The organism is Isoptericola variabilis 225 (assembly GCF_000215105.1).
Lineage (GTDB): Bacteria > Actinomycetota > Actinomycetes > Actinomycetales > Cellulomonadaceae > Isoptericola > Isoptericola variabilis_A.
Map to the genome: position 1 here is coordinate 1,079,766 of NC_015588.1, position 23,391 is coordinate 1,103,156.

The window sequence follows — 23,391 nt, forward strand, 5'->3', positions numbered from 1 at the left end:
ACGGCGGGCTCTGCGCGAGGATCGTGCCATGGACCGTGCACCGCTCGCCGTCGACGCCCTGCGCCGCGAGCTCCTCACCCCCGCCGGACCGCTCGCGTGGCTCGACGTCGTCGAGACCTCGCCGTCGACCAGCACCGCGCTCGTCGAGCGGACGCGTGCCGAGCCGGGCCTCGCCGCGCCGGGCGCGCTCGTCGCCGAGCACCAGGTCGCCGGGCGGGGCCGGGCCGGGCGGACCTGGGAGACCCCCGCGCGGGCGGCGCTGACGGTCTCGGTCCTGCTGCGCCCGCACGTGCCGGCCGCCGCGCTCGGCTGGGTGCCGCTCGTCGCCGGGCTCGCCGCCGCGCGCGCCGCGGACGAGGCGGGCGTCGAGGCCCGGCTCAAGTGGCCCAACGACGTGCTCGTGCCCGCCGCGCCCGACGTCGAAGGCCTCGGCCCGTACCGCAAGGTCGCCGGCGTGCTGGCAGAGGTCGTGCCGGGCGGCGGCGTCGTCGTGGGCGTCGGGCTCAACGTCGCCCAGACCGTCGACGAGCTGCCGGTGCCCACCGCGACGTCGCTGGCGCTCGCGGGCGCCACGCACCTCGACCGCGGCGCGCTCCTCGTGAGCCTCGTGCGCGAGCTGACCTCCGCCGTCGGGCGGCTCGAGGAGGCGGGGGGTGACGCGCGGGCCGCCGGTCTGGCGCGCGAGTACGCGGACCGCTCCGCGACGCTCGGCACGCGCGTGCGCGCGGAGCTCGCCGGGGCGGGCGGCGTGCTCGAGGGGGTCGCGGCGCGCGTCGCCGACGACGGCGCCCTCGTGGTGGAGACCGCCGACGGCGAACGGGTCGTCACCGCGGGCGACGTCCACCACCTGCGGACCGCCTGAGCCGCACCGGGTACTCAGCAACCGTCCAGGCCGCCCGCACTACAGTGGGCCACGTGACGAGCGACACGACGAGCGGTCCGACGGGCGCTGCGAGCGACGCCGACCGCGAGGAGCGGGCGCGGGTCGCGGACGTCGCCGCGCGCCTCGACGAGGAGATCCTCGGCGGCCCGCGTCGCTACACGCTCGACGAGCTCGTCGAGGGCACGGGGCTGTCGCACGAGTTCATCCAGTCGTACTGGCGCTGGCTCGGGCTGCCCGTGACCCACCCGACCGACCCGTGGTTCACCGACGCCGACATGGAGGCGCTGCGCGAGATCGGCGACCTCGTCGAGGACGCGCGGCTCGACGAGCGCGCGCAGATGACGCTCATCCGCGCGCTGGGCCACACCACCGACCGGCTCGCGCTGTGGCAGGTCGAGGCGTTCGTCGAGCTCGTGAGCCGGCGCGACGGGCTGGACGACCCGCACGCCCGCCAGGCCGTGCTGCACCAGATCCCGCACCTGGCGGACCGGCTGTCGCACCAGCTCGAGCACGCGTGGCGCCGCCAGCTCGCCGCGCTCACCGGCCGCCTCGCCATCGAGTTCGGCGGCGAGCAGGGCGAGACGGTGAGCGCCGACCAGCTGCCGCTGCGCCGCGCGGTGGGCTTCGCCGACATCGTGTCGTTCACCAAGCGCACGGCAGGGCTCGGCTCGCAGGAGCTGGCCGAGTTCGTGCAGCGGTTCGAGTCGCGGGCGCGCGACGTCATCGTCGAGGCCGGCGGGCGCGTCGTGAAGACCATCGGCGACGCGGTCCTGTTCGTGGCCGACGACGTCACGACGGGCGCCGAGGTGGCGCTCGGTCTCGCGGCGCCGCACGCGACCGAGGAGGAGATCCCGGTGCGCGTGGGCTTCGTGTGGGGCCGGGTGCTGTCCCGCTTCGGCGACGTCTTCGGGCCCGACGTCAACCTCGCCTCGCGGATCACCGAGCTCGCCGAGCCCGCCACGGTGCTCGTCGACCCGCCGACCGCGGCACTGCTCGCGTCGTCGTCGCGCTACGCGCTCACCGCGCAGCCCCCGCGCGAGCTGCAGGGGATCGGGACCATCACGCCCGTGCGGCTGCAGCGCGCCTACACCGGCTCCTGACTCACACGCGCACGACGTCGGGGTCGAGCGGCTCGGGGTCGGGCTCGACGAGGCCCGGGTCGTTGTTGCGCACGCTGCCCACCCGGTTGCTCACGGGCACGGTACTCAGCGCGACGCCGGCGCCCTGGACGATCTCGAGCGCCTCGTCGGCGCCCACGGCCGGGTCGAGCCAGGCGTCCCACGCCGAGCGCGGCAGGATCGCGGGCATGCGGTCGTGGATGCGCTCGAGCTCGGTGGCCGCGGGCCGCGTGACGACCGTGGCGGACACGAGCCAGCGGTCCGGGTCGTCGTCGGCCTTGGACGGGTCGCGCCAGAACTCGTAGAGCCCCGCCAGCGCCGCGACGTCCCCGTCGGCGGGACGGATCCAGTACGCCTGCTTGGGCACCTTGGCGCCCGCGGGGGCGCCCTCGGGCACGGCGAGCTTGCGCCACTCGAAGTAGCCGTCCGCGGGCAGCAGGCAGCGCCGCACCGCGAGGGGCTTGGCGAACGCGGGCTTGTCGAGCAGGGTCTCGGAGCGGGCGTTGATCATGCGGGCCCCGACGCCCGGGTCCTTGGCCCACGAGGGCACGAGCCCCCAGCGCGCGACCTGCAGCTGGCGGGTGATCTCGCCCGTGCTGCGGCCCTCGAGGCGTTCGGGGCGCTCGACGACGATGCGGACGGGGTCGGTCGGCGCGACGTTCCACGACGCGGGCAGGAGCCGCGCGTCGTCGGCGATGCGCGCGACGGCGAGCTCGTCCGCGATGTCCTCGGCGTCCCGGAAGGACGCGTACCTGCCGCACATGGGTCCATGCTCGCGCACCCCACCGACACCGGGCCGGCCCGCGCGCTCGTGAGGGGGATCACCGGAGCGGCACTGCCGCGCCTCGTATCGTTTCGATAGGATGGCGGCCATGCCCCACGCCGCATCCACCGCGACACCCGTGCGCGCCCGCTCGCCGTACCGCTGGGTGCTCATGCTCGGGGCGCTCGCCGCGCTGCCCGCGTTCACGGTGGACATGTACCTGCCGTCGCTGCCGGAGGTCGCGGCCGACCTCGGGTCGAGCGCCGCGTACGCGCAGCTGTCGGTCTCCGTCATGCTCGTCGGCGGCGCGGCGGGCCAGCTCGTCATCGGGCCGCTGTCCGACCGGTACGGGCGGCGCGCCCCGCTGCTGTGGGGCCTCGCGCTGCACGTCATCACGTCGCTGCTGTGCGCGATCGCGCCGAACATGACCGTCCTGGTCGGCATGCGCCTGCTCCAGGGCTTCTTCAACGCGGCCTGCGGCGTCGCGGCGATGGCCGTCGTGCGCGACCGCTTCGTCGGCGCCGAGGCCGCCCGCATCCTGTCGCGCCTCATGCTCGTCATCGGCGTCGCACCCATGCTCGCCCCGACCTTCGGCTCGGCCGTCGCCGCGGCGGCGTCGTGGCGCTGGGTGTTCGCCGCGCTCGCGCTGGGCGGCGTCGCGATGGCTCTCGTCGTCTGGCGGCTCATGCCCGAGACTCTGCCCGCGACCCGCCGCCAGGCCGGCGGCCTGGGCAGCGTGTTCGCGGGGTACCGGGTCCTGCTGCGCGACCGCCACTTCATGGCGCTCGCGGTGCTGCCCGGCCTCGGCATGGCGGTCCTCATGAGCTACGTCGTGGGCTCGCCCTTCGTGTTCCAGGAGGGCTACGGGCTCTCGCACTCCCAGTTCTCCTTGCTCTTCGCGCTCAACGGGCTGGGGCTCGTGCTGTCCGCGCAGGTCAACGCCGCGCTCGTGCGCCGCGTCGCGCCCGTGCGCCTGCTGCGGGCCGCCCTGGTCCTGCAGGGCGTGTTCGCCGTCGCCCTCATGGCCGTCGCGCTCACGGACCTCGGGGGGCTGATCGGCCTGCTGGCGGTGCTGTGGGTCGTGCTGGCGTTCCAGGGCCTCATCCCGGCGAACGCGTCGGCGATCGCGCTGTCGCGGCACGGCGAGCGGGCCGGCTCCGCCGCCGCGGTCATCGGCGCGGTGCAGTCTGGGGTCGCCGGGCTCGTCTCGCCGCTCGTCGGCGTGCTGGGCGGTGACGCGGTCGCGATGGCCGCCGTCATGCTGGGCGCCCTGGTCGTGGCGCTCCTCGTGCTGGCCCTGGCCACGCCGGCGTTCCACCGCGGCGGCTGGGCGGAGATGTCGCACGTCTGAGCCGGACGGAGTTCACCCGGCCGACGTCCAGGTTTCACGTCGGGTTCGGCCAGGCGACGCCCGCCCTCGGTGGGATCGGCGCCATGAGACGTCTTCCGCTCGTCCGTACCGCCGCGGCCGGCGCCGCCGCGGCCCTCCTGCTCTCGACCGGAATCGGCACGGCCGCCGCGGGCGCGAGCGCCGCCGGGCGTCCGTCGTCGGACCCCCGCACGACGACGCACCTGGTGCCCACGCTCGTGGGCCGCGCCACGCTCGACGCCGACTTCCTCGCCGACGGCCCGCCGTCGGGCGCCGACGCCACCCCCGCGAACGTCCGGCAGGGCCCGTGGGACGGCCAGATCATCCCCGGCTTCTCGGCCATGGTCGACAACGGTGACGGCACGTTCCGGGCCCAGCCCGACAACGGCTTCGGCACCAAGGCCAACTCGGCCGACTTCCTGCTGCGCAACTACCTCGTGAAGCCCGACTGGGACACCGGCACGCCCGGCTCGGGCGAGATCGAGATCCTCGACCGCATCGACTACCACGACGCGAACGGCGTCCTCGACTTCCCCATCACGAACGAGGGCACCGACGAGCGCCTGCTCACGGGGGCCGACTTCGACGTCGAGTCGGTCGTCCGCGCGAAGGACGGCACGTTCTGGGTCGGCGAGGAGTTCGGGCCGTTCGTGCTGCACTTCGACGCCGACGGCACGCTGCTCGCCCCGCCGGTCGGGCTGCCGGGCGGCCTGAAGTCGCCGCAGAACCCGTACCTCGCGCCCGGCGAAACGCCCGGCGTCCGCGCGAGCAGCGGCTTCGAGGCCATGAGCGCCTCGCCCGACGGGCGGTACCTCTACCCGGTCGTCGAGAACGCGCTCGTGGGCGAGACCGACGAGCGCCGCCGCGTGGTCTACGAGTTCGACACGCGCCGCGGCGAGTACACGGACCGCACCTGGAGCTACCGCACCGACCTGCCGGGCAACCTCGTGGGCGACTCCTTCACCGTCGGCCCGGGCCGGTTCTGGTTCGTCGAGCGCGACAACTGGGACGGCGAGGCGTCCGTCATCAAGCGCGTGTACGAGGTCGACCTGCGCCGCACCGACGCCGACGGCAACCTCGTCAAGGAGCTCGTGCTCGACGCGCTCCGCATCGCCAACCCGCTGGGCATCGACGCGGGCGAGGGCTACGGTCTGGGCGAGACGTTCTCCCTGCCCGTGCAGTCGTTCGAGACGGTCCTGCGCCTGCGCGACGGACGCATCCTCATCGGCAACGACAACAACTACCCCGGCAACGCGGCGCGCACGCCCGGCACGCCCGACGACACGGAGATGGCGCTCGTCGAGCTGCGCCGCGAGCGCGTGCGCGACGACGGCGTCACCGTCGTCGGGCACCGCGGCGCGTCGGGCTACCGCCCCGAGCACACCCTCGCCGCGTACGAGCAGGCGATCCTGCAGTGCGCGGACTACATCGAGCCCGACGTCGTCGCCACGAAGGACGGCGTGCTCGTCGCCCGGCACGAGAACGAGATCGGCGGCACGACGGACGTCGCCTCCCGTGCCGAGTTCGCCGGCCGGCGCACCACCAAGGTCATCGACGGCCGGCCCGTCACCGGCTGGTTCACCGAGGACTTCACGCTCGCCGAGCTGCGCACCCTGCGTGCGGTCGAGCGCATCCCGGCCGTGCGCCCCGGCAGCGCCCGGTTCGACGGCCTCTACCAGGTGCCGACGCTCGACGAGGTCCTCGACCTCGCCCGGCACTCGCGCACGTGCGACGGCCGCCCCGTCGGCGTGTACCCCGAGACGAAGCACCCGACGTACTTCGACTCGATCGGGCTGTCGCTCGAGGAGCCGCTCGTCGCCGAGCTCGAGGCCAACGGGTTCGACCACGCCGACGCGCCCGTCATCCTCCAGTCGTTCGAGACCGGCAACCTGCGCGAGCTCGACGCCATGACCGACGTCCGGCTCGCCCAGCTCGTCTCGAGCAGCGGCGCCCCGTACGACCTCGTCGCGGCGGGCGACCCGACCACCTACGCCGACATGGTCACGCCCGCGGGCCTGGCCGAGATCGCCACCTACGCCGACGGCGTCGGGCTCGAGAAGAACGTCATGATCCCGCGCCGCGCGGACGGCACGCTCGGTGAGCCGACGCCGGTCATCGCCCACGCGCACGCCGTCGGGCTCGAGGTGCACGGCTGGACCTTCCGGGCCGAGAACCAGTTCCTGCCCGCCGAGTTCCGCTCCTCGGCCGACCCGACCGCCCCCGGCGACATGGCCGGCGAGATCCGGGCGTTCCTCGACGCCGGCATGGACGGCCTCTTCAGCGACCACCCGGACGCCGCCGTCGCGGCCGTACGGGCGCGCTGACCAGGGCGAGTGCGCTGCACACCGCCTATAGTCGCGGTGTGCAGCGCACCCCACCCCGGCACGCGGCCGGCCTGCCCTCGCACCGAGCCGCACGCGCCGTGGCGCTCGGCCTGACGGGTGTGCTCGCGCTCGTCGGGACGGGCGCCGTCGCGTCCTACCTCGACCTGCAGGCACAGCTCGACGTGTCCGACGTCGAGGCCCTCCTGGGCGAGGACCGCTCGCGCCCCCCGGCGCACTCCGACGAGCAGGACCCGGACGACCCGTTCGCCGGGCAGGCGCTCAACATCCTCGTCATGGGCACCGACTTCCGCGACGAGGAGAACGCCGCCCTCGCAGGCGAGGGCGACGAGTTCCACTCGGACACCACGCTGCTCGTCCACGTCTCCGGCGACCGCAGCCGCATCGAGGCGGTGTCCATCCCGCGCGACTCGCTCGTCGACATCCCCGCGTGCCCCCGCAGCGACGGCAGCACCTCCGACGCCCGCCGCAACACGATGTTCAACCGCGCGTTCACCATCGGCGGCGGCGACGACCGCGACATCACCGGCGCCGCGGCGTGCACCATCCTCACCGTCGAGTCGCTCACCGGCGTCGGGATCACCGACCACATGGTCGTCAAGATGTCCGGCGTCATCGACGTCGTCGACGCCATCGGCGGCGTGCGCATGTGCCTGCCGGAACCCGTCAAGGGCCGCAAGGTCGACCTCGACCTGCCCGCGGGTGAGCAGCGGTTCGACGGGTACACCGCCATCAACTTCCTGCGCGCCCGCCAAGGCTCCGGCATGGGGCTCGAGATGGGCAGCGACCTCGGCCGCATCGAACGTCAGCAGGCGTTCTTCGACGCCATGCTCCGCGAGGTGCTCGCGCAGAACATCATCACCGACTCGCCCCGCCTCTACCGGGTCGTCCGCGAGGTGCTCCAGTCCATCAGCACCGGACGTGACCTCGCGAGCCCCGCGGCGCTCGCGGGCCTGGCGTGGAGCATGCGCAACATCGACCCCGCGCAGATCGTGTTCACCTCCGTGCCGGTCGTCGAGGCGCCGCGCAACCCCGACCGGGTGGTGTGGACCGACGAGGCCGACGCGATCTGGGAGCGCATCCGGGCCGACGAGCCGCCGCCCGGCAGCCCGGCGCCCTCGCCGTCGGCCTCCGGCGGGTCGGACGGGGCGTCGCCCGACGGGTCCGACGCGTCCGACCGGCCGAGCGCGCCGGCGAGCGAGGAGCCGTTCGACGGCGCGAGCGAGCCGGAGTCCGGAGCGGAGTCCGGCGGCTCGGCCGGCCCGACGCCGTCGCCGAGCCCGTCTGTGCGGCCGGGCGTCTGCGCTGACGCCGCCTGAGCGCCGGTCAGAGCGGGAGCAGCGTCCGGCGCGCCTCGGCGCGCAGCGCGCCCGCGACGCGGTCGAGGACCTCGGAGCGCAGCTTCCACTGCTGCAGGTAGAGCGGCACGTCGACGGCGGAGTCGTCGTCGAGCATGACGACGTCGGCCGCGTCGTCGAGCAGCGGGAAGCGGGCGCCCGGCCGGGGGAGCGGGCCCCACATCCCCCAGCCGAGACCGAGGCGGATCGCCTCCAGGAACGACGCGGTGCTGGGCACGTGGTGGCGTGGCGGGTCGGGCACCGGTGCGCCGGCGGCCGCGGCGACGTCGCGCAGCCAGCGGTCCTGGAGGTCGTCGGTGCGGTCGAACACGACGACGGGCGCGCGGCCGAGCGCCTCGAGCGTCGGGCCGTCGGGGAACCAGCGCTCGACGACGGACCGTGCGGCCGCCGGCCGGTAGCGCATGGTGCCGAGCGGCACCGAGGTGCAGCCCTGCACCGGCTCGCGCTGCGACGTGACCGCTGCCATGACGACGCCGGCGGGCAGGAGATCCACCGTGCGGTCCTGGTCGGCGGTGTGCAGGTCGAAGCAGACGCCGTCGACGCGGGCGAGCGCGGGCATCAGCCACGTCGTGAGCGAGTCGGAGTTGACCGCGAGCGGCACCGTGACGGGACGCGCGTCGTCGTCGGCCGGATCGGCCGCGGCGGGACCGAGCTCGCGCGCCGCCTCGGCGCCGAGCAGCTCGACCTGCCGGGCCAGGCGCAGCAGCGTCCGCCCCTGATCCGTGGGCTCGACGGGGCGGGTGCGGCGCACCAGCACGCTGCCTGCGGCGTTCTCGAGCGCGCGGATGCGCTGGCTCACCGCCGACGGCGTGATGTGCAGGGCGCGGGCCGCCGCGTCGAACGACCCCTCTGCGACGACCGCGGCGAGCGCCTCGAGCTGTCCGGAGTCCCATCGCACTCCTGAAGTATCGCTTCACTGGCGTAAGGAACAACAGTTGGACTGCATGTCGCCAGGCCGCCTAGCGTCGATGTGTGCTCACCTTCCTCGCCGGCCTCGGCTTCGGGCTCTCGCTCATCGTCGCCATCGGCGCCCAGAACGCCTTCGTGCTGCGCCAGGGTGTGCGACGTGAGCACGTCGGCGTGGTCGTGGCGATCTGCGCGGCGTCCGACGCGGTGCTCATCGCGGCCGGGGTGGGCGGGCTCGGCGCGCTCGTGCAGCGCGCGCCCACCGTGGTGGAGGTCGCGCGGTGGGCGGGTGCCGCCGTCGTGCTCGGCTACGGGTTCCTCGCGGCCCGGCGCGCGTGGAAGGGGAGCGAGCAGCTCGTCGCCGCGCCCGCCGGGGCGATGCCCGACGCCGGACGTCGCCTGCGTCCGGCCGTGCTCACCGCGCTCGCCCTGACGTGGCTCAACCCGCACGTCTACCTCGACACCGTGGTGCTGCTCGGGTCGATCTCCTCGACGTACGGCGACGCCCGCTGGTGGTTCGGCGCCGGCGCGGTGCTCGCGAGCATCCTCTGGTTCTCCGGCATCGGGTACGGGGGTCGGCTGCTCGCGCCGCTGCTCGCGCGGCCCGGGGCGTGGCGCGTGCTCGACGCGGTCATCGCGGTGATCATGCTCGCCGTCGCCGTCTCCCTCCTCACGGCGAGGTAGCGCGTCGTCCCGCGACGTAGCGTGAGCCTCGGCGCTACTTCGCAGCGTGTCGCGCTACTTCGTCGCGTTTCGCGCTACGTCGCGAGGCGGTGGAGGCGCTCGACGGCGTCGCGCAGCACGTCCTCGCGCTTGACGAACGTGAACCGCACGCGCGAGCGCAGCCGGTCCGCCGTCGTCGACCCCTCCCGGCAGAATGCCGACACCGGCACGGCGACGACGCCGGCGAGCTCGGGCAGGCGGCGGCACAGCTCGTGCCCGTCCTCGAAACCGAGCGGCGCGCCGTCGGCCACCACGAAGTACGTGCCCTGCGGCACGACGACGTCGAACCCGGCCGCGGTCAGGCCCTCGCACAGCAGGTCCCGGCGCGCGGCGAGCGAGGCGGCCAGGGCGCGCGGCGTCTCGTCGTCGGCCAGCGCCTGGGCGATCGCCGGCTGGAACGGCGAGCCTGACGTGTACGTGAGGAACTGCTTGACCGTGCGCACGGCCGTGACGAGCTCGGCCGGGCCGTGCACCCAGCCGACCTTCCACCCCGTGAAGCTGAACGTCTTGCCGCTCGAGGACACGGTGAGCGTGCGCGAGGCCATGCCGGGCAGCGTCGCGACCGGCACGTGCGCGGCGCCGTCGAACGTGAGGTGCTCGTAGACCTCGTCGGTGAGGACGACGGCGTCGTGCTCGCGCGCGACGGCGGCGATCGCCTCGAGCTCCTCGCGGGTGAGGACCGTGCCGGTCGGGTTGTGCGGCGTGTTGACGACGATCAGCCGCGTGCGCTCGGACGCCGCGGCCCGCAGCGCCGCGACGTCGAGCCGGAAGCCCTCCGCGGTGAGGGGGACGGGCACGTGCGTGGCGCCGGCCATCGCGATGACCGCGGCGTGCGCGTCGTAGAACGGCTCGAGCGTGATCACGTCGTCGCCCGGCCCGGCGAGCGCGAGGATCGCCGCGGCCAGCGCCTCCGTCGCGCCGGTCGTCACGAGCACCTCGGAGTCCGGGTCGACGGCGAGCCCGTAGTGCCGGCGCTGGTGGTCGGCGACGGCGCGGCGCAGCTCCGGGATCCCGTCGCCGGGCGCGTACTGGTTCCGCCCGGCGTCGATCGCGGCCTTCGCCGCCTCCTTGACGTAGTCGGGGCCGTCGACGTCGGGAAAGCCCTGGCCGAGGTTGATCGCCCCCGTGCGGACGGCCAGGCCCGTCATCTCGGCGAAGATCGTCTGCGCGACCGTCCCGTCGGCGGCGAGCAGGCCCGTCGCGCGCGCGACGTCGCGCCAGCGGCCGGGCACGGGCAGGCCCGCGTGCGCATCGGTCATGGACCGACCATAACCGCAGGTGCCCGGGCCGGCCGGACCGTGGGACGGCTGTGGTCCCGCGCCCCTCGCCTCTGATATATACGTCGACCGTGCCACGCCCGCGCACCGGCCCGCACCGGCGCCGACGCGGTCGTCCACAGGCACGCCCCGGCGCTCGCGGCGGACGCCTACGCTGATGGCGCTCCTGAGGGGTCGGGCGAACGCCGTGAGTGAAGGGGGACCACTCGTGCCGATCGACGCGCTCGCGCCGTCCGACGCGGCCGCGATCCTCGAGGACGAGGTGCGCGAGCTCGTCCGGCGCCGCGGCATCGACCCGGTCCGCGACCGGCCCGCCCTCGAACGGCTCGCCGCCGAGGCGCTCGCCGACTACGCCGAGCGCGCCGCCCTCGGCGTCGTGCCGGCCCTCGCGGACCCGCACGCCGCGGTGCGGTCCGTCGTCGACGCGTTGGCTGGCCTCGGGCCGTTGCAGAAGTACCTCGACGACCCGCAGGTCGAGGAGATCTGGATCAACGGGCCCGCGCAGGTCTTCGTCGCGCGATCAGGCGTCCCCGAGCTCACGACCACGATCCTCACGGCCGAGCAGGTGCGTGACCTCGTCGAGCGCATGCTCAAGGCGAGCGGACGCCGCCTCGACCTGAGCAGCCCGTTCGTCGACGCGGTGCTGCCCGGCGGCGAGCGCCTCCACGTGGTCATCCCCGACATCACGCGGCGGCACTGGGCGGTCAACATCCGCAAGCACCTGGTGCGGGCGCGGCACCTCGACGACCTCGTGCGCCTCGGGTCGCTCACGCGCCACGCCGCCGTGTTCCTCGACGCGGCCGTGCGGGCGGGGCTCAACATCCTCGTCGCGGGGGCGGTCGCCGCGGGCAAGACGACGATGCTCAACGCGCTCGCCGGCTCGATCCCCTCCGGGCAGCGGGTCGTGACCTGCGAGGAAGTGTTCGAGCTCAATCTCCCCGTGCGGGACGTCGTCGCGATGCAGTGCCGCCAGGCGAGCCTCGAGGGCACCGGTGAGATCCCGCTGCGACGGCTCGTCAAGGAGTCGCTGCGCATGCGGCCCGACCGCATCGTCATCGGCGAGGTCCGCGAGGCGGAGAGCTTCGACATGCTCGTGGCTCTCAACGCCGGCGTTCCCGGGATGAGCACGATCCACGCCAACTCCGCGCGCGAGGCGGTCACGAAGATGTGCACGCTTCCCCTGCTCGCGGGGGAGAACGTGACCGACCGCTTCGTCGTCCCGACCGTCGCGTCGGCGATCGACGTCGTCGTCCACCTGGGCGTGCGGCACGACGGCGTCCGGCAGGTCCGCGAGATCGTCGCGGTCACGGGGCGGGTCGAGGAGGGGCGCGTCGAGACCGCCGGGCTGTTCCACCGGCTCCCGCCCGAGCGAGGAGGAGAGCTCGTCCGCGGTGACGGCTTCCCGCCGGGCGAGGAACGGTTCGCCCGCGTCGGCGTCGACGTGCGCGCGCTCCTGGCGGGGGCGCGCTGATGGGCGTCGCGGTCGGGCTGCTCCTCGGGGCGGGGCTGTTCTGCGTCTGGTGGTCGTTCTGGGAGCCGGCCGAGCGCTCCCGACGGCGGACGCGGCGCTCCGCCGTCGTGCAGGACCTCCTCGTGCAGGCCGGGGCGCCGTCGGTCACGCCGGGCGCGCTCTACGGCGCGAGCGCCGTGCTCGCGCTCCTGGTCCTGCTCACCGGCCTGGCGCTCACGCGGTCGCCGGTCATCGCGCTGTGCTTCACGGTCATGGCCGCCGTCGCCCCGGAGATGCTGGTGCGCGCCCGCGCGCGCAAGCGCCGGCGCGACCTGCGCGACGTCTGGCCCGAGGTCGTCGACCACCTCGCGTCCGGTGTCCGCGCGGGCCTCTCGCTGCCGGAGGCGGTCGCCCAGCTCGGCGAGCGCGGCCCGGTCGAGCTGCGCGAGCAGTTCGCCCGCTTCGCGGCCGACTACCGCGCCACCGGGCGGTTCGGCGAGTGCCTCGACCTGCTCAAGGCCCGGCTCGCCGACCCCGTGGCCGACCGGATCGTCGAGGCGCTGCGCCTCACGCGCGAGGTCGGCGGCACCGACCTCGGCCGCCTGCTGCGCACCCTGTCGACGTTCCTGCGCGAGGACGCACGCACCCGGGGCGAGCTCGAGGCCCGCCAGAGCTGGACGGTCAGCGGTGCACGGCTCGCGGCGGCCGGCCCGTGGATCGTGCTCGCGTTCCTCGCGACGCGGCCCGAGACCGCGCAGGCCTACGACTCGGCCGCGGGCGTCGCCGTGCTCGCCGGGGGAGCGGCCGTGTCCCTCGTCGCGTACCGGCTCATGCGACGGATCGGGCGCCTGCCCGAGGAAGGGCGGGTGCTGCGGTGAGCGAGTGGGTCTCGGTGCCGGGCGCGCTCGTCGGGCTGCTCGGCGGTATCGGCGTCCTGCTCGTGGTCGCGCGCCTCCGCGCACGTCGCATCACGCTGGACCAGCGGCTCGCGCCCGCGCTGCGGCCGCGGGACGCGACGTCGGGCCTCCTGCGCGAGCAGGCCGTCCACACGCCCTTCCCCGTGGTCGAGCGGCTGCTCGCACCCTGGCTCGGCGACCTCGCGCACTGGTTCGAGCGCCTCGGGTCGCCGCGGGCGGAGGTCCGACGGCGCCTGGACCGCGCCGGGTGGGCGCAGAGCGTCGACCAGTTCCGGGCCCGGCAGGTCGTGTGGACCGTCCTCGGTCTCGCCGTCGGGCTGCTCGTCGCACTCCTGCTCGCCGCGACGCGGGGGTCGTCGCCGGTGCCGCTCGTCGCGCTCGTCGTCCTCGCCGGCGCACTCGGCTTCGCGCTCTGCGACCAGCAGCTCAGCACCGCGGTCCGGCGCCGCGAGGAACGCATGCTCGCCGAGTTCCCGACGGTCGCCGAGCTCCTGGCGCTCGCGGTCACGGCGGGCGAGGGACCGGTGCCCGCGCTCGAGCGCGTCGCGTCCACGGCACGCGGGGAGCTGTCGGTCGAGCTCTCCCGCATGCTCGCCGACGTCCGCGCGGGGACGCCGATCGCGGCGGCCCTGACCGCGATGGCCGACCGGACCGCCCTGCCCCCGCTCACCCGGTTCGCCGAGGGCGTGGCGGTCGCGCTCGAGCGCGGCACGCCGCTCGCCGACGTCCTGCGCGCCCAGGCACAGGACGTCCGCGAGTCGGGGCGCCGGGCCCTGATGGAGGCGGGCGGCAAGAAGGAGGTCGCGATGCTCGTCCCCGTCGTGTTCCTCGTGCTGCCCGTGACCGTCGTGTTCGCCGTCTTCCCGTCGTTCGCCACCTTGCGGATCGGGCTGTGACCCGCCGCGACCAGAAAGGATGCTCGATGTCCCTCGACCCTCAGGACCCTCGCGACCGTCGCGACCGCCCTGCCGCCGACGACCCGGAGCGCGGCGACGTCCCCGGCTGGGTCCTCGTGACCCTCATGACCGCCGGGCTGGTCGTGGCGCTCTGGGCCGTCGCCGGTCCGCTGCTGGAGGGCGCGTTCGTCGACGCCATCTCGAGCGTCACCGGCCGCTGACCGTGCACGACGGCGAGCGGGGCTCGGCGGTCGCCGAGTTCGTCCTCGTCGCCGCGCTCGTGCTCGCGCTGTTCCTCGGCGTCGTGCAGGTCGCGCTGGCCCTGCACGTACGCGCGCTCGTCGTCGACGCGGCCGCCGAGGGCGCGCGCATCGCGGCGCGCGCCGACCGGGACGCGTCCGACGGCGCGCGGCGGACGCGCGACCTCCTCACGGCGTCCCTGAACGCGAGCTACGCGCGCGACGTCACGGTGGGCTCGACGACCCTCGCGGGTCTGCCGGTCGTCGAGGTGACGGTGCGCGCACCGTTGCCCGTCGTCGGCATCCTCGGGCCGTCCGGCATGCTGACCGCGCGCGGCCACGCGCTGGAGGAAGGATGAGCGTGGACGGGGGTCGCCACGACCCGGAGCGGGGCGCCGCGATGGTCGAGTTCCTCGGTGCCACGGTGATCCTCCTGCTGCCGCTCGTCTACCTCGTCCTCACGCTCGCGCAGGTCCAGGCCGGCACCTTCGCGGTCGAGGGTGCCGCGCGCGAGGCGGCGCGCGCGGTCGTCACGGCGTCGTCGTCGGCCGAGGGCGCGGCTCGGGCGCAGGCCGCCGTCGGGATCGCGCTCGCCGACCAGGGGTTCGACGGCGGAGGGTCGCTCCGGCTCGAGTGCTCGCACGACCCGTGCCTGACGCCGGGCGGCACCGTGGCGACCGAGGTGCGGCTCGCCGTCCCGCTGCCCTTCGTCCCCGAGGCGCTGCGCTCGTGGGTGCCGCTCGAGATCCCCGTCGAGGCGGCGCACGTCGGCTCGGTCGACCAGTACGGGCAGGCGCGGCCGTGAGCGGGGCAGGGGTTCGGCGGGACGGCCGCGAGGACGGACGCATCATGCTGCTCACGGCCGGGTGCGTCGCGCTCGGTCTCATGCTCGTGGCGATGGTCGCGTCGTCGACGGCCGTGCACCTCGACCGCAAGCAGCTGTACGACGTCGCGGACATGCTCGCGGCCGACGCCGCGGACGCGATGCCTCCCGAGCGCTTCTACGCCGGCGAGGCGCGCGCCCCCGACGCGTCGGGCGTCCTGACGCTGACCGACGCGGACGTGCGTCGCGCGGTGACGGACTACCTCGCCGCGCACCCCGGCGTGCTGCGCGGGCTCGACGGCGTCCGGGTCGTCGAGGCCACGTCGCCGGACGGCCGGACGGCGCGCGTCGGGCTCGCCGCGACGTCGCGCCCGCCGCTGCTGCGATGGTTCACCGACGCGTTCGGCGGCGGGATCACGGTGCAGGCGACCGCCTCGGCACGGGCCCAGTAGGTTCGGAGCATGAGCGACGACAAGGCACCGGTCGACCTCGACCAGATGTTCGACCTTGCCCGGGCGGGCGCCGACCTGCTCCTCGAGTTCGTCGACGCCGGGGTCCCGGCCGACCACGCCGACGCCGACGGCAACACGCTGCTCATGCTCGCGGCGTACCACGGGCACGCGGACCTCGTGCGCGGCCTCGCCGAGCGGGGTGCCGACGTCGACCGGCTCAACGCGCGGGGGCAGTCCCCGCTCGCGGGTGCGGTCTTCAAGGGGTTCGACGACGTCGTCGCCCAACTCCTCGCCGCGGGCGCCGATCCCGACGCCGGGAACCCGAGCGCGCGGGCGACCGCGCAGATGTTCGGGCGCGTGCTGCCGGAGCCTCCGACGCCCGAGCAGGCCTGAGCCGCGGGTACCCTAGAACCTCGTGGCCACCATCGACTTCCCCGCAGAGATCAAGGCGCTGCGCGCCACCCTCGACTCGATCGAGGCCGTGAGCGACCCCACCGCCCTGCAGGAGAAGATCGCCCGGCTCTCGGAGCAGGCGTCGGCCCCGGACCTCTGGGACGACCCCGAGAAGGCGCAGAGCGTCACGTCGGCACTCTCGGCCACGCAGGGCGAGCTCGAGCGGGTCAAGAAGCTCCGTCAGCGCATCGACGACGTCGAGACCCTCGTCGAGATGGGCCAGGAGATGGACGACGCCGACACCCTCGTGGAGGCCGAGACCGAGATCGCGGCCATCCGCAAGGACCTCGACGTGCTCGAGGTGCGCACGCTCCTCAACGGCGAGTACGATGCCCGCGAGGCCGTCGTCACGATCCGCGCCGGCGCCGGCGGCGTCGACGCCGCGGACTTCGCCGAGATGCTCCTGCGCATGTACCTGCGCTGGGCCGAGCGTCACGGCTACCCGACGTCGGTGCTCGACACGTCGTACGCCGAGGAGGCGGGCCTCAAGTCGGCGACGTTCGAGGTCAAGGCGCCCTACGCGTTCGGCCATCTGTCGGTCGAGGCGGGCACGCACCGTCTCGTGCGCATCTCGCCGTTCGACAACCAGGGCCGCCGCCAGACGTCGTTCGCCGCTGTCGAGGTCGTGCCGCTCATCGAGCAGACCGACCACATCGAGATCCCCGAGTCGGAGATCAAGGTCGACGTCTTCCGTTCGTCCGGCCCGGGCGGCCAGTCGGTCAACACCACCGACTCCGCCGTGCGCATGACGCACATCCCGACCGGCATCGTCGTCTCGATGCAGAACGAGAAGTCGCAGATCCAGAACCGCGCCGCCGCGCTGCGCGTCCTCCAGTCGCGACTGCTCCTGCAGCGCCAGCAGGAGGAGGCCGCGAAGAAGAAGGAGCTCGCCGGCGACATCAAGGCGAGCTGGGGCGACCAGATGCGCTCCTACGTCCTCCAGCCGTACCAGATGGTCAAGGACCTCCGCACCGAGCACGAGTCCGGCAACCCGGCCGCCGTGTTCGACGGCGCGATCGACGACTTCATCGAGGCCGGCATCCGCTGGCGCCGCTCCCAGGGCGCCGACGCCGCCTGATCCCCTCGCCGACGTAGCGCTTCAGCTCGCGAGGTAGCGCTGCGCCCGGCGAGGTAGCGCTGCGCCCGGCGAGGTAGCGCTGTGCCGGGCGAGGTAGCGCGTTTCGCGCCGAGGTAGCGTGCGCGACGCGCTACCTCGCCACGAATCGCGCTACTTCGCGGTGGGTCGCGCTACCTCGTCGGAGAACGCGCTACGTCGCGACGGCGCGCGCTACCTCGCCACGAGACGCGCTACTTCGCGTGGTGTGGGGTTGTGCGGGGCAACCGACCGACCCGCGACACACCGGCGTGTCCTCCCCGTGACCCTCCCGCCCGCCGTGCGACTCTCGATCGGCGAGCAGCATCGCTCCGGCATGCGGAGAGGTGCGAGGGGAGGGGCACGCGTGATTCGGTTCGAGAACGTCTCGAAGGTCTACGCCCGCGGGGCGAGGCCCGCGCTCGACGGCGTCACGGTGGACGTCGCGCGCGGCGAGTTCGTGTTCCTGGTGGGCGCGTCGGGCTCCGGGAAGTCGACGTTCCTGCGCCTCGTGCTGCGCGAGGAGCGCCCGACCGGCGGCCGCGTGTACGTGGCTGGCCGGGACCTGTCGACCATCTCGAGCTGGAAGGTGCCGTCGCTGCGCCGCAGCATCGGCGTGGTCTTCCAGGACTTCCGGCTGCTGCCCAACAAGACCGTCTACGAGAACGTCGCGTTCGCGCTCCAGGTGATCGGCCGCCCACGGCACGTCATCAAGACGACCGTGCCCGAGGTGCTCGAGATGGTCGGCCTCGACGGCAAGGAGAAGCGCCGGCCGCACGAGCTGTCCGGCGGCGAGCAGCAGCGCGTGGCGATCGCGCGCGCGTTCGTCAACCGCCCGCAGATCCTCCTCGCCGACGAGCCCACCGGGAACCTCGACCCGACGACGTCGCTCGGCATCATGCGCCTGCTCGACCGCATCAACCGCACCGGCACCACCGTGGTCATGGCCACGCACGACGACGAGATCGTCAACGAGATGCGCAAGCGCGTCGTCGAGCTCAAGACCGGCGTGGTGGTGCGCGACGAGGCGGTCGGCGTCTACGGCGAGCGCGAGTCGATCCTGCCCGAGGTCGGCGGCACGCCGGTCCTCGACGCCCCCGGCCGCGACCAGCCGCAGATCCGGATCTCGCCCGAGCCGGCCGACATCGAGGCCGAGCGCGCCGCCGAGCGCGCGGCCGCCCGCGCCGCCGCGCAGGGGCGCCCCGCCGTCCCGCCACCGGCGGCCTCGACGCCGGTGAGCACCCTGGAGCCCGAACCGGCACCCTTGCGCGTGAGCGCACCGGGGCCGACGCCGGAGCCGGAGCCGACGCCGAAGCAGGAGCCGGCCCGCGACGTCGTGCACGACCCGGCCGACGACGTCGTGCACGACCGGGCCGACGACGTCGTGCAGCAGGTCCTGGCCGAGCACGGCCGCGCGCGTGCGGGACGGGAGGGCTGACGTGCGGCTCCAGTTCGTCGTCACGGAGGTCCTGCAGGGCCTGCGCCGCAACGTCTCGATGGTCGTCTCGGTCATCCTCGTGACGTTCGTGTCCCTGACGTTCGTGGGCTCGGCCGCGCTGCTCCAGACGCAGGTCGACAAGCTCAAGGGCGACTGGTACGACCTCGTCGAGGTCTCGGTGTTCCTGTGCCCCGACGGCTCGACGGCGCCCACGTGCGCCGCCGGCGAGGCGACCGAGGAGCAGATCGACGCCGTCCGCGACGTCATCGACACCGAGCTGGGCGACGTCGTCGCGCAGGTGTACCTCGAGACGAAGGCCGACGCGTTCGAGGCGTTCAGCGAGCGCTACCCGGACGGCTACCAGGGCACCCAGCTGACCGAGGACGACATGCAGGCGTCGTTCCGGCTCAAGCTCGTCGACCCGGAGGAGTACCAGGTCGTCGCCGACGTGCTCACGGGGCGCGACGGCGTCGAGGTCGTCGAGGACCAGCGGGCGATCTTCGAGCCGCTGTTCCTCGCGCTCAACCGGGCGTCGCTGCTCGCGGCGGGCCTCGCCGTCGTCATGCTGCTCGCCGCCGTCCTGCTCATCACGACGACGATCCGGCTGTCCGCGATGTCGCGCCGGCGCGAGACGGGGATCATGCGCCTCGTCGGCGCCTCGAACCTGTTCGTCCAGCTGCCGTTCCTGCTCGAGGGGGCGATCGCGGCGGTGATCGGGGCGCTGCTCGCCGTGGGCGGGCTGTGGCTCGGCGTGCAGTACTTCATCACCGACTGGCTGCAGGAATCCGTGAACTGGGTAGCGTACGTGACCGTGGGCGACGTGCTGCGCGTCGCCCCGCTGCTGATCGGGATCGCGGTGGGGCTCGCCGTGGTCTCGTCGGTGGTGACGCTCAACCGCTACACGAGGGTGTGAGACGACGATGCAGACGTGGGGGGCGGACGGCGCCGGACCGGGCGGCTGGCGTCGCGCGATCGGGGCGGTGCTCGGTGCCGTGCTCGCGGCGGGCATGGTGCTCGGCGGCGTGGCCGCGGCCGGTGCCGACGAGATCGACGACATGCGTGCCGCGGCCGAGGCGAAGCAGCGGGCCAAGGAGCGCGAGCGCGAGGAGCTCCAGCACCAGCTCGAGGACACCAACGCACGGTTCCGGCAGGCGGTCCTGGACCTCAACGAGGTCGAGGGACGCCTCCCGGTCGCGCAGGCCGAGCTCGCCGCCGCGCAGGCCGCGCTCGAGGAGGCGCGCCGCAAGGCCGCCATCCTCGCCCAGCGGCTCGAGGACGCGCAGGCCGAGGAGGCCGCCGTCGCGCGGCAGATCGAGGAGGACGCGGGCAAGGTCGAGGCCGCGCGCGCCGACATCGTGCAGATGGCGCGGCAGGCCTACCGCAGCGGCGACGACGCGAACCCGCTCGGGATCGTGACCGGCGCGCAGTCGACCGAGGAGTTCCTCCAGGACTACGCCGTGTCGTCGTCGGCGGCGCGCAGCCAGGCCCGCACCCTCTCGGAGCTGCAGGACGCCGAGGCCGTCGCGCGCAACCAGCAGGCCAGGCTCGACGCGATCCGCGAGACCATCGCCGAGCTCAAGCGCGAGGCGGACGCCAACGTCGTCGCGGCCCAGGAGGCCGAGCGCGAGGCGGCCGACCGCAAGGCCGAGGTCGAGCGGCTCATCGCCGAGCAGAAGGCCCTCAAGGCGACGATCGAGGAGCAGCGCGAGCAGGCCGTCGCCGAGCTCGAGGAGAACGAGCTGGAGCGCAAGCAGCTCGAGTCCGAGATCAAGGACATCATCGCCAAGCAGAAGGAGCGCGACGCCCGTCTCGCCGAGGAGCGGCGTCGGGCCGAGGAGGCCGCGCGCAAGAAGGCCGCGGAGGAGGAGGCGGCGCGGCGCGCGGCGCAGCAGGGCTCCGGCGGCGGCGGTGGCGGCAGCAGCTCGGGCGGCAGCAGCTCGGGCGGCAGCAGCTCGGGCGGCGGCGGCGGTGGCGGTGGCGGCGGCGGGTCGACGTCGTCGGGCCCGTTCCTCGGCTGGCCGACGAACTACCACGTCGTCACGAGCAGCTACGGCATGCGCTTCCACCCGACGCTCGGCATCTGGCGACTGCACGCCGGCACCGACATCCGCACCTACTGCGGCACGCCGATCTACGCCGCGCAGAGCGGGTACGTCGAGCAGGCGTACTACGCGAGCGGCCCCGGCAACAACGTGCTCGTCAACCACGGCACGTACCGCGGCGACAACGTCATGACGCGCTACCTGCACCTGTCGCGCGACGTCGTCGGCGTGGGCCAGTACGTGAGCAAGGGCCAGGTGATCGGCTACTCCGGCTCGACCGGGACGTCGTCCGCGTGCCACCTGCACTTCGAGGTGTGGGTCAACGGCAACACCGTGGACCCGATGAGCGGCTGGCTGAACTGACGCGTTCTCCGGGCGCGGAATTGCGCTCGACGCCGGTACGGCCTCCCGTATCCTGGGACGTCGCGACAACCCCGGGAGGAGGAGACCCATGGCCAAGGCCGGCAAGAAGCAGGCCGACCCGCGCACGATCGTGGCGAACAACAAGAAGGCCCGCCACGACTACGTGATCGAGGACGTGTACGAGGCCGGGATCGTCCTGTCGGGCACCGAGGTCAAGGCGCTGCGCATGGGCCGCGCGTCGCTCGTCGACGGCTACGCCACGATCGACCGCGGCGAGGCGTGGCTCGAGAACGTGCACATCCCGGAGTACTTCCAGGGGACGTGGAACAACCACGCGCCGCGACGCCGGCGCAAGCTCCTGCTGCACCGCGAGGAGATCCTGCGCCTCGACTCGAAGGTCAAGGAGAAGGGCCACACGCTGGTCCCGCTGAGCCTGTACTTCCTCGACGGCCGCGCCAAGGTGGAGATCGCCCTGGCGCGAGGCAAGAAGGAGTACGACAAGCGCCAGACCCTGCGCGAGAAGCAGGACATGCGCGAGGCGCAGCGCGCCATGCGGCAGCGCGAGCTGCTCAGCTGACGTCGCCCGGGCGCCCGAACGCCTCGACGCGGTGCACGGTCGTGCCCGTGCGCACGGCCCGCGGGATCTCGGCGACCCTGTCCACGGCGTCGACGACGCGCGCGACGGCGTCGGACGGGTCCGGGGAGTCGACCTCGAGCGTGTACTCGATCCCGGTCGAGGCCCACGTGTCGGTGTCGAAGCCGCCGCGGGCGTGCACCCGGGCGCCGTCGACCACGACGCCGAGCTGCTCGGCCTCGCGGTAGAGGTCGTTGAGCACGCAGCCGGCGACGGCGAGGTGCAGGAGGTGAGCGCCCGTGAACGCCGCGTCGACCGTGACACCCTCGGGCGTCCAGCGGTGCGGCATCGTGGGCACGCTCGACGAGGGGGACCGCAGCGTCCCTGCCCCGATCGTGACCTCGAACCCCGTGGCGGCGTCGCTCACAGGAATAGGATCGCACCGCGTCCGGTTGACGCACTAGGATGGGACGGTCGGCGCGGGAGCGTCCGGCAGAACCACAGGTTGACAACTCCACAGGGGCTGATCGGTTTCGACGGTGGTCGTGCTTCCAGGAGAAGCGGGCCGAGGATGCAGGCTCATCTCGTTAACGCATTGCCTGCGAACCTATAGGTGCCGATAACAAGCGCACCGACTTCACCCTCGCCGCCTGAGCGAGCTGTGAAGTCCGTGAGCCCGGGACTGCTCTCGACCCGGTAGCTCGCGTCATCTAGAGAGCCACTGCTCGTAGCCCTCGTCGTCGGGGCTACGGGGACTTTCAGGCGACTGGGCCCGTCCGCACCTTGTCTGCGTGAGTGCGGGGGCCGAGAAAATCACAGCAGACTGCGCCCGGAGAAGTCCTGGATAATCGTCACCGGACCGGGGTTCGATTCCCCGCAGCTCCACCTGTGACGAGGGCCCGCACGGCAGCTGCCGTGCGGGCCTTCGTCGTGCCCGACGGCGGTGCTCACCTCAGGGCCGGCACGGCCCCGGGGCGGGAAGGGGCGCGCGCGGCGTCGTCGCGGCACGACCTGCCCGGCGACGATCGACGCGAGGGCGAGGGCGAACCCGACGAGCTGCACGGGACCGAGCGCCTCGCCGAGCAGCACGGCCCCGAGCGCCGCCGCGACGAGCGGCGAGAGCAGGCCCAGCACCGCCACGGACCCGACCGGCAGACGTCCGATGCCGCGGAACCACAGCGCGTACGCGGCGAGCCCGCCCACGAGGCCGAGCCACGCGTACCCGACCAGCGCGCGCCCGTCGAGCACCGGCGGCACGCCCTCGACGAAGAACGTCAGGGGGAGCAGCACGAGGCCGCCGGCGGCGAGCAGCCACCCGGCGAACGCGAGCGGCCCGACGCCCGCCGGCCGCGCCCAGCGCTTGGCGAGCGTCGTGCCCAGGGCCATGGACGCCGTGCCGGCCAGGCCCGCCGCGACGCCGACCGCGTCGAGACCGGCGGCCGGGCCGAGCACGACGAACCCGACGCCCAGGACGCCGACGACGCCCCACGCGAACCGCCACGCCGAGGGCGACTCGCGCAGCAGTCCGACGGCGAGCGCCGCGACGAGCAGGGGCTGGGCGGCGCCGAGCGTCGCGGCGACCCCGCCGGGGAGGCGCTCGGCGGAGACGAAGAGCAGGGGGAAGAACGCCCCGATGTTGAGCGTGCCGAGGACGGCGGCACGCCACCACCACGCGCCGCGCGGCAGCGTGCGGGCGATCGCGACGGCCAGCAGCCCGGCGGGCAGCGCCCGGACGAGGCCCGCGAAGAGGGGGTGGCCCGCGGGCAGGAGCTCCGTGGTCACCACGTACGTCGTGCCCCAGACGACCGGCGCGAGCGCCGTGGCGAGCGTGAGACCGACGGTGGGGGAGAGGGGCGTGGCCATGCGACCAGTGTTGGGCGGACTCGTCGATGAGTCCAACACATGCTCGTCA

General features: G+C 74.1%; 23 protein-coding genes, 1 other RNA gene and 1 pseudogene. 20 read left to right on the plus strand and 5 right to left on the minus strand.

The window, feature by feature from the left end; all coding sequences use genetic code 11:
• Positions 1-28: 28 nt before the first annotated feature.
• A complete protein-coding gene (locus tag ISOVA_RS04975; RefSeq protein WP_013838166.1) occupies positions 29-862 on the plus strand; it encodes a biotin--[acetyl-CoA-carboxylase] ligase in 834 nt (277 codons plus the stop codon).
• Positions 863-915: 53 nt separating this feature from the next.
• A complete protein-coding gene (locus ISOVA_RS04980; RefSeq protein WP_143762060.1) occupies positions 916-1,983 on the plus strand; it encodes an adenylate/guanylate cyclase domain-containing protein in 1,068 nt (355 codons plus the stop codon).
• A 1-nt stretch (position 1,984) separates the two neighbouring features.
• On the opposite strand, the gene ISOVA_RS04985 is transcribed toward ISOVA_RS04980, so the two are convergent.
• Entirely contained in the window at positions 1,985-2,764 is a 780-nt protein-coding gene (locus ISOVA_RS04985) for an SOS response-associated peptidase (RefSeq protein WP_013838168.1), read from the minus strand.
• A 109-nt stretch (positions 2,765-2,873) separates the two neighbouring features.
• Here ISOVA_RS04985 and ISOVA_RS04990 point away from each other — a divergent pair, with 109 nt between their 5' ends.
• The 3 genes from ISOVA_RS04990 to ISOVA_RS05000 all read left to right on the plus strand — a co-directional run bounded on the left by ISOVA_RS04990 (position 2,874) and on the right by ISOVA_RS05000 (position 7,794).
• A complete protein-coding gene (locus ISOVA_RS04990) occupies positions 2,874-4,115 on the plus strand; it encodes a multidrug effflux MFS transporter (protein ID WP_013838169.1) in 1,242 nt (413 codons plus the stop codon).
• Positions 4,116-4,198: 83 nt separating this feature from the next.
• Positions 4,199-6,457 carry an esterase-like activity of phytase family protein gene (locus ISOVA_RS04995; RefSeq protein WP_013838170.1) on the plus strand — a complete coding sequence of 753 codons (2,259 nt, stop codon included), beginning with the start codon at positions 4,199-4,201 and terminating at the stop codon, positions 6,455-6,457.
• A 38-nt stretch (positions 6,458-6,495) separates the two neighbouring features.
• Positions 6,496-7,794: an LCP family protein gene (locus ISOVA_RS05000; RefSeq protein ID WP_143762062.1), complete on the plus strand. Its 1,299-nt coding sequence runs from the start codon at positions 6,496-6,498 to the stop codon at positions 7,792-7,794.
• Between the two features lie 7 nt (positions 7,795-7,801).
• Here ISOVA_RS05000 and ISOVA_RS05005 read toward each other — a convergent pair whose 3' ends face one another.
• A complete protein-coding gene (locus tag ISOVA_RS05005; RefSeq protein ID WP_013838172.1) occupies positions 7,802-8,731 on the minus strand; it encodes a LysR family transcriptional regulator ArgP in 930 nt (309 codons plus the stop codon).
• A gap of 74 nt (positions 8,732-8,805) precedes the next feature.
• Between ISOVA_RS05005 and ISOVA_RS05010 the strand changes: the two genes are divergently transcribed.
• On the plus strand, positions 8,806-9,423 hold the full coding sequence (locus ISOVA_RS05010; RefSeq protein WP_013838173.1) for a LysE/ArgO family amino acid transporter: 618 nt from the start codon (positions 8,806-8,808) through the stop codon (positions 9,421-9,423).
• Between the two features lie 74 nt (positions 9,424-9,497).
• Here ISOVA_RS05010 and ISOVA_RS05015 read toward each other — a convergent pair whose 3' ends face one another.
• Positions 9,498-10,721, minus strand: coding sequence for a pyridoxal phosphate-dependent aminotransferase (locus tag ISOVA_RS05015; RefSeq protein WP_013838174.1), 1,224 nt, complete (start codon positions 10,719-10,721; stop codon positions 9,498-9,500).
• A 226-nt stretch (positions 10,722-10,947) separates the two neighbouring features.
• On the opposite strand from ISOVA_RS05015, the gene ISOVA_RS05020 reads away from it, so the two are divergent.
• From ISOVA_RS05020 to smpB, 13 genes are all read left to right on the plus strand, one after another.
• Positions 10,948-12,210 (plus strand): TadA family conjugal transfer-associated ATPase, encoded by a 1,263-nt coding sequence (locus ISOVA_RS05020; protein WP_013838175.1) that lies wholly within the window; start codon positions 10,948-10,950, stop codon positions 12,208-12,210.
• Positions 12,210-13,067: a type II secretion system F family protein gene (locus ISOVA_RS05025; RefSeq protein ID WP_013838176.1), complete on the plus strand. Its 858-nt coding sequence runs from the start codon at positions 12,210-12,212 to the stop codon at positions 13,065-13,067. The genes ISOVA_RS05020 and ISOVA_RS05025 overlap by 1 nt, the downstream gene beginning before the upstream one ends.
• Positions 13,064-14,002: a type II secretion system F family protein gene (locus tag ISOVA_RS05030; RefSeq protein WP_013838177.1), complete on the plus strand. Its 939-nt coding sequence runs from the start codon at positions 13,064-13,066 to the stop codon at positions 14,000-14,002. The genes ISOVA_RS05025 and ISOVA_RS05030 overlap by 4 nt, the downstream gene beginning before the upstream one ends.
• 26 nt (positions 14,003-14,028) lie before the next feature.
• Positions 14,029-14,223: a hypothetical protein gene (locus tag ISOVA_RS16930; protein ID WP_013838178.1), complete on the plus strand. Its 195-nt coding sequence runs from the start codon at positions 14,029-14,031 to the stop codon at positions 14,221-14,223.
• A 2-nt stretch (positions 14,224-14,225) separates the two neighbouring features.
• On the plus strand, positions 14,226-14,600 hold the full coding sequence (locus tag ISOVA_RS16935; RefSeq protein WP_013838179.1) for a TadE/TadG family type IV pilus assembly protein: 375 nt from the start codon (positions 14,226-14,228) through the stop codon (positions 14,598-14,600).
• Positions 14,597-15,046 carry a hypothetical protein gene (locus tag ISOVA_RS05045; protein WP_013838180.1) on the plus strand — a complete coding sequence of 150 codons (450 nt, stop codon included), beginning with the start codon at positions 14,597-14,599 and terminating at the stop codon, positions 15,044-15,046. Before ISOVA_RS16935 ends, ISOVA_RS05045 begins: the two co-directional genes overlap by 4 nt.
• A 44-nt stretch (positions 15,047-15,090) precedes the next feature.
• Complete coding sequence (locus ISOVA_RS05050; RefSeq protein ID WP_233275946.1) at positions 15,091-15,516, plus strand: hypothetical protein; 426 nt, start codon at positions 15,091-15,093, stop codon at positions 15,514-15,516.
• A 9-nt stretch (positions 15,517-15,525) separates the two neighbouring features.
• The gene (locus tag ISOVA_RS05055) at positions 15,526-15,909 is read left to right on the plus strand and encodes an ankyrin repeat domain-containing protein (protein ID WP_013838182.1); all 384 of its coding nucleotides are present in this window, start codon (positions 15,526-15,528) and stop codon (positions 15,907-15,909) included.
• A 22-nt stretch (positions 15,910-15,931) separates the two neighbouring features.
• Complete coding sequence (gene prfB, locus ISOVA_RS05060; RefSeq protein ID WP_013838183.1) at positions 15,932-17,047, plus strand: peptide chain release factor 2; 1,116 nt, start codon at positions 15,932-15,934, stop codon at positions 17,045-17,047.
• A 382-nt stretch (positions 17,048-17,429) separates the two neighbouring features.
• Positions 17,430-18,500 (plus strand): cell division ATP-binding protein FtsE, encoded by a 1,071-nt coding sequence (gene ftsE / locus ISOVA_RS05065; protein ID WP_013838184.1) that lies wholly within the window; start codon positions 17,430-17,432, stop codon positions 18,498-18,500.
• A 1-nt stretch (position 18,501) separates the two neighbouring features.
• Positions 18,502-19,413 (plus strand): permease-like cell division protein FtsX, encoded by a 912-nt coding sequence (ftsX, locus tag ISOVA_RS05070; protein ID WP_013838185.1) that lies wholly within the window; start codon positions 18,502-18,504, stop codon positions 19,411-19,413.
• A 7-nt stretch (positions 19,414-19,420) separates the two neighbouring features.
• The gene (locus tag ISOVA_RS05075; RefSeq protein ID WP_013838186.1) at positions 19,421-20,905 is read left to right on the plus strand and encodes a M23 family metallopeptidase; all 1,485 of its coding nucleotides are present in this window, start codon (positions 19,421-19,423) and stop codon (positions 20,903-20,905) included.
• A gap of 88 nt (positions 20,906-20,993) precedes the next feature.
• A complete protein-coding gene (gene smpB / locus ISOVA_RS05080) occupies positions 20,994-21,482 on the plus strand; it encodes an SsrA-binding protein SmpB (protein ID WP_013838187.1) in 489 nt (162 codons plus the stop codon).
• Here the strand turns inward: smpB and ISOVA_RS05085 are convergent.
• On the minus strand, positions 21,475-21,906 hold the full coding sequence (locus ISOVA_RS05085) for an OsmC family protein (protein WP_013838188.1): 432 nt from the start codon (positions 21,904-21,906) through the stop codon (positions 21,475-21,477). The two genes, smpB and ISOVA_RS05085, sit on opposite strands and share 8 nt — an antisense overlap.
• A 92-nt stretch (positions 21,907-21,998) precedes the next feature.
• Between ISOVA_RS05085 and ssrA the strand changes: the two genes are divergently transcribed.
• Positions 21,999-22,367: a transfer-messenger RNA gene (ssrA, locus tag ISOVA_RS15965) on the plus strand.
• Positions 22,368-22,559: 192 nt separating this feature from the next.
• Here ssrA and ISOVA_RS05090 read toward each other — a convergent pair.
• A pseudogene (locus ISOVA_RS05090) lies at positions 22,560-23,342 on the minus strand (EamA family transporter); the annotation flags it as partial.
• Positions 23,343-23,391 lie beyond the last annotated feature (49 nt).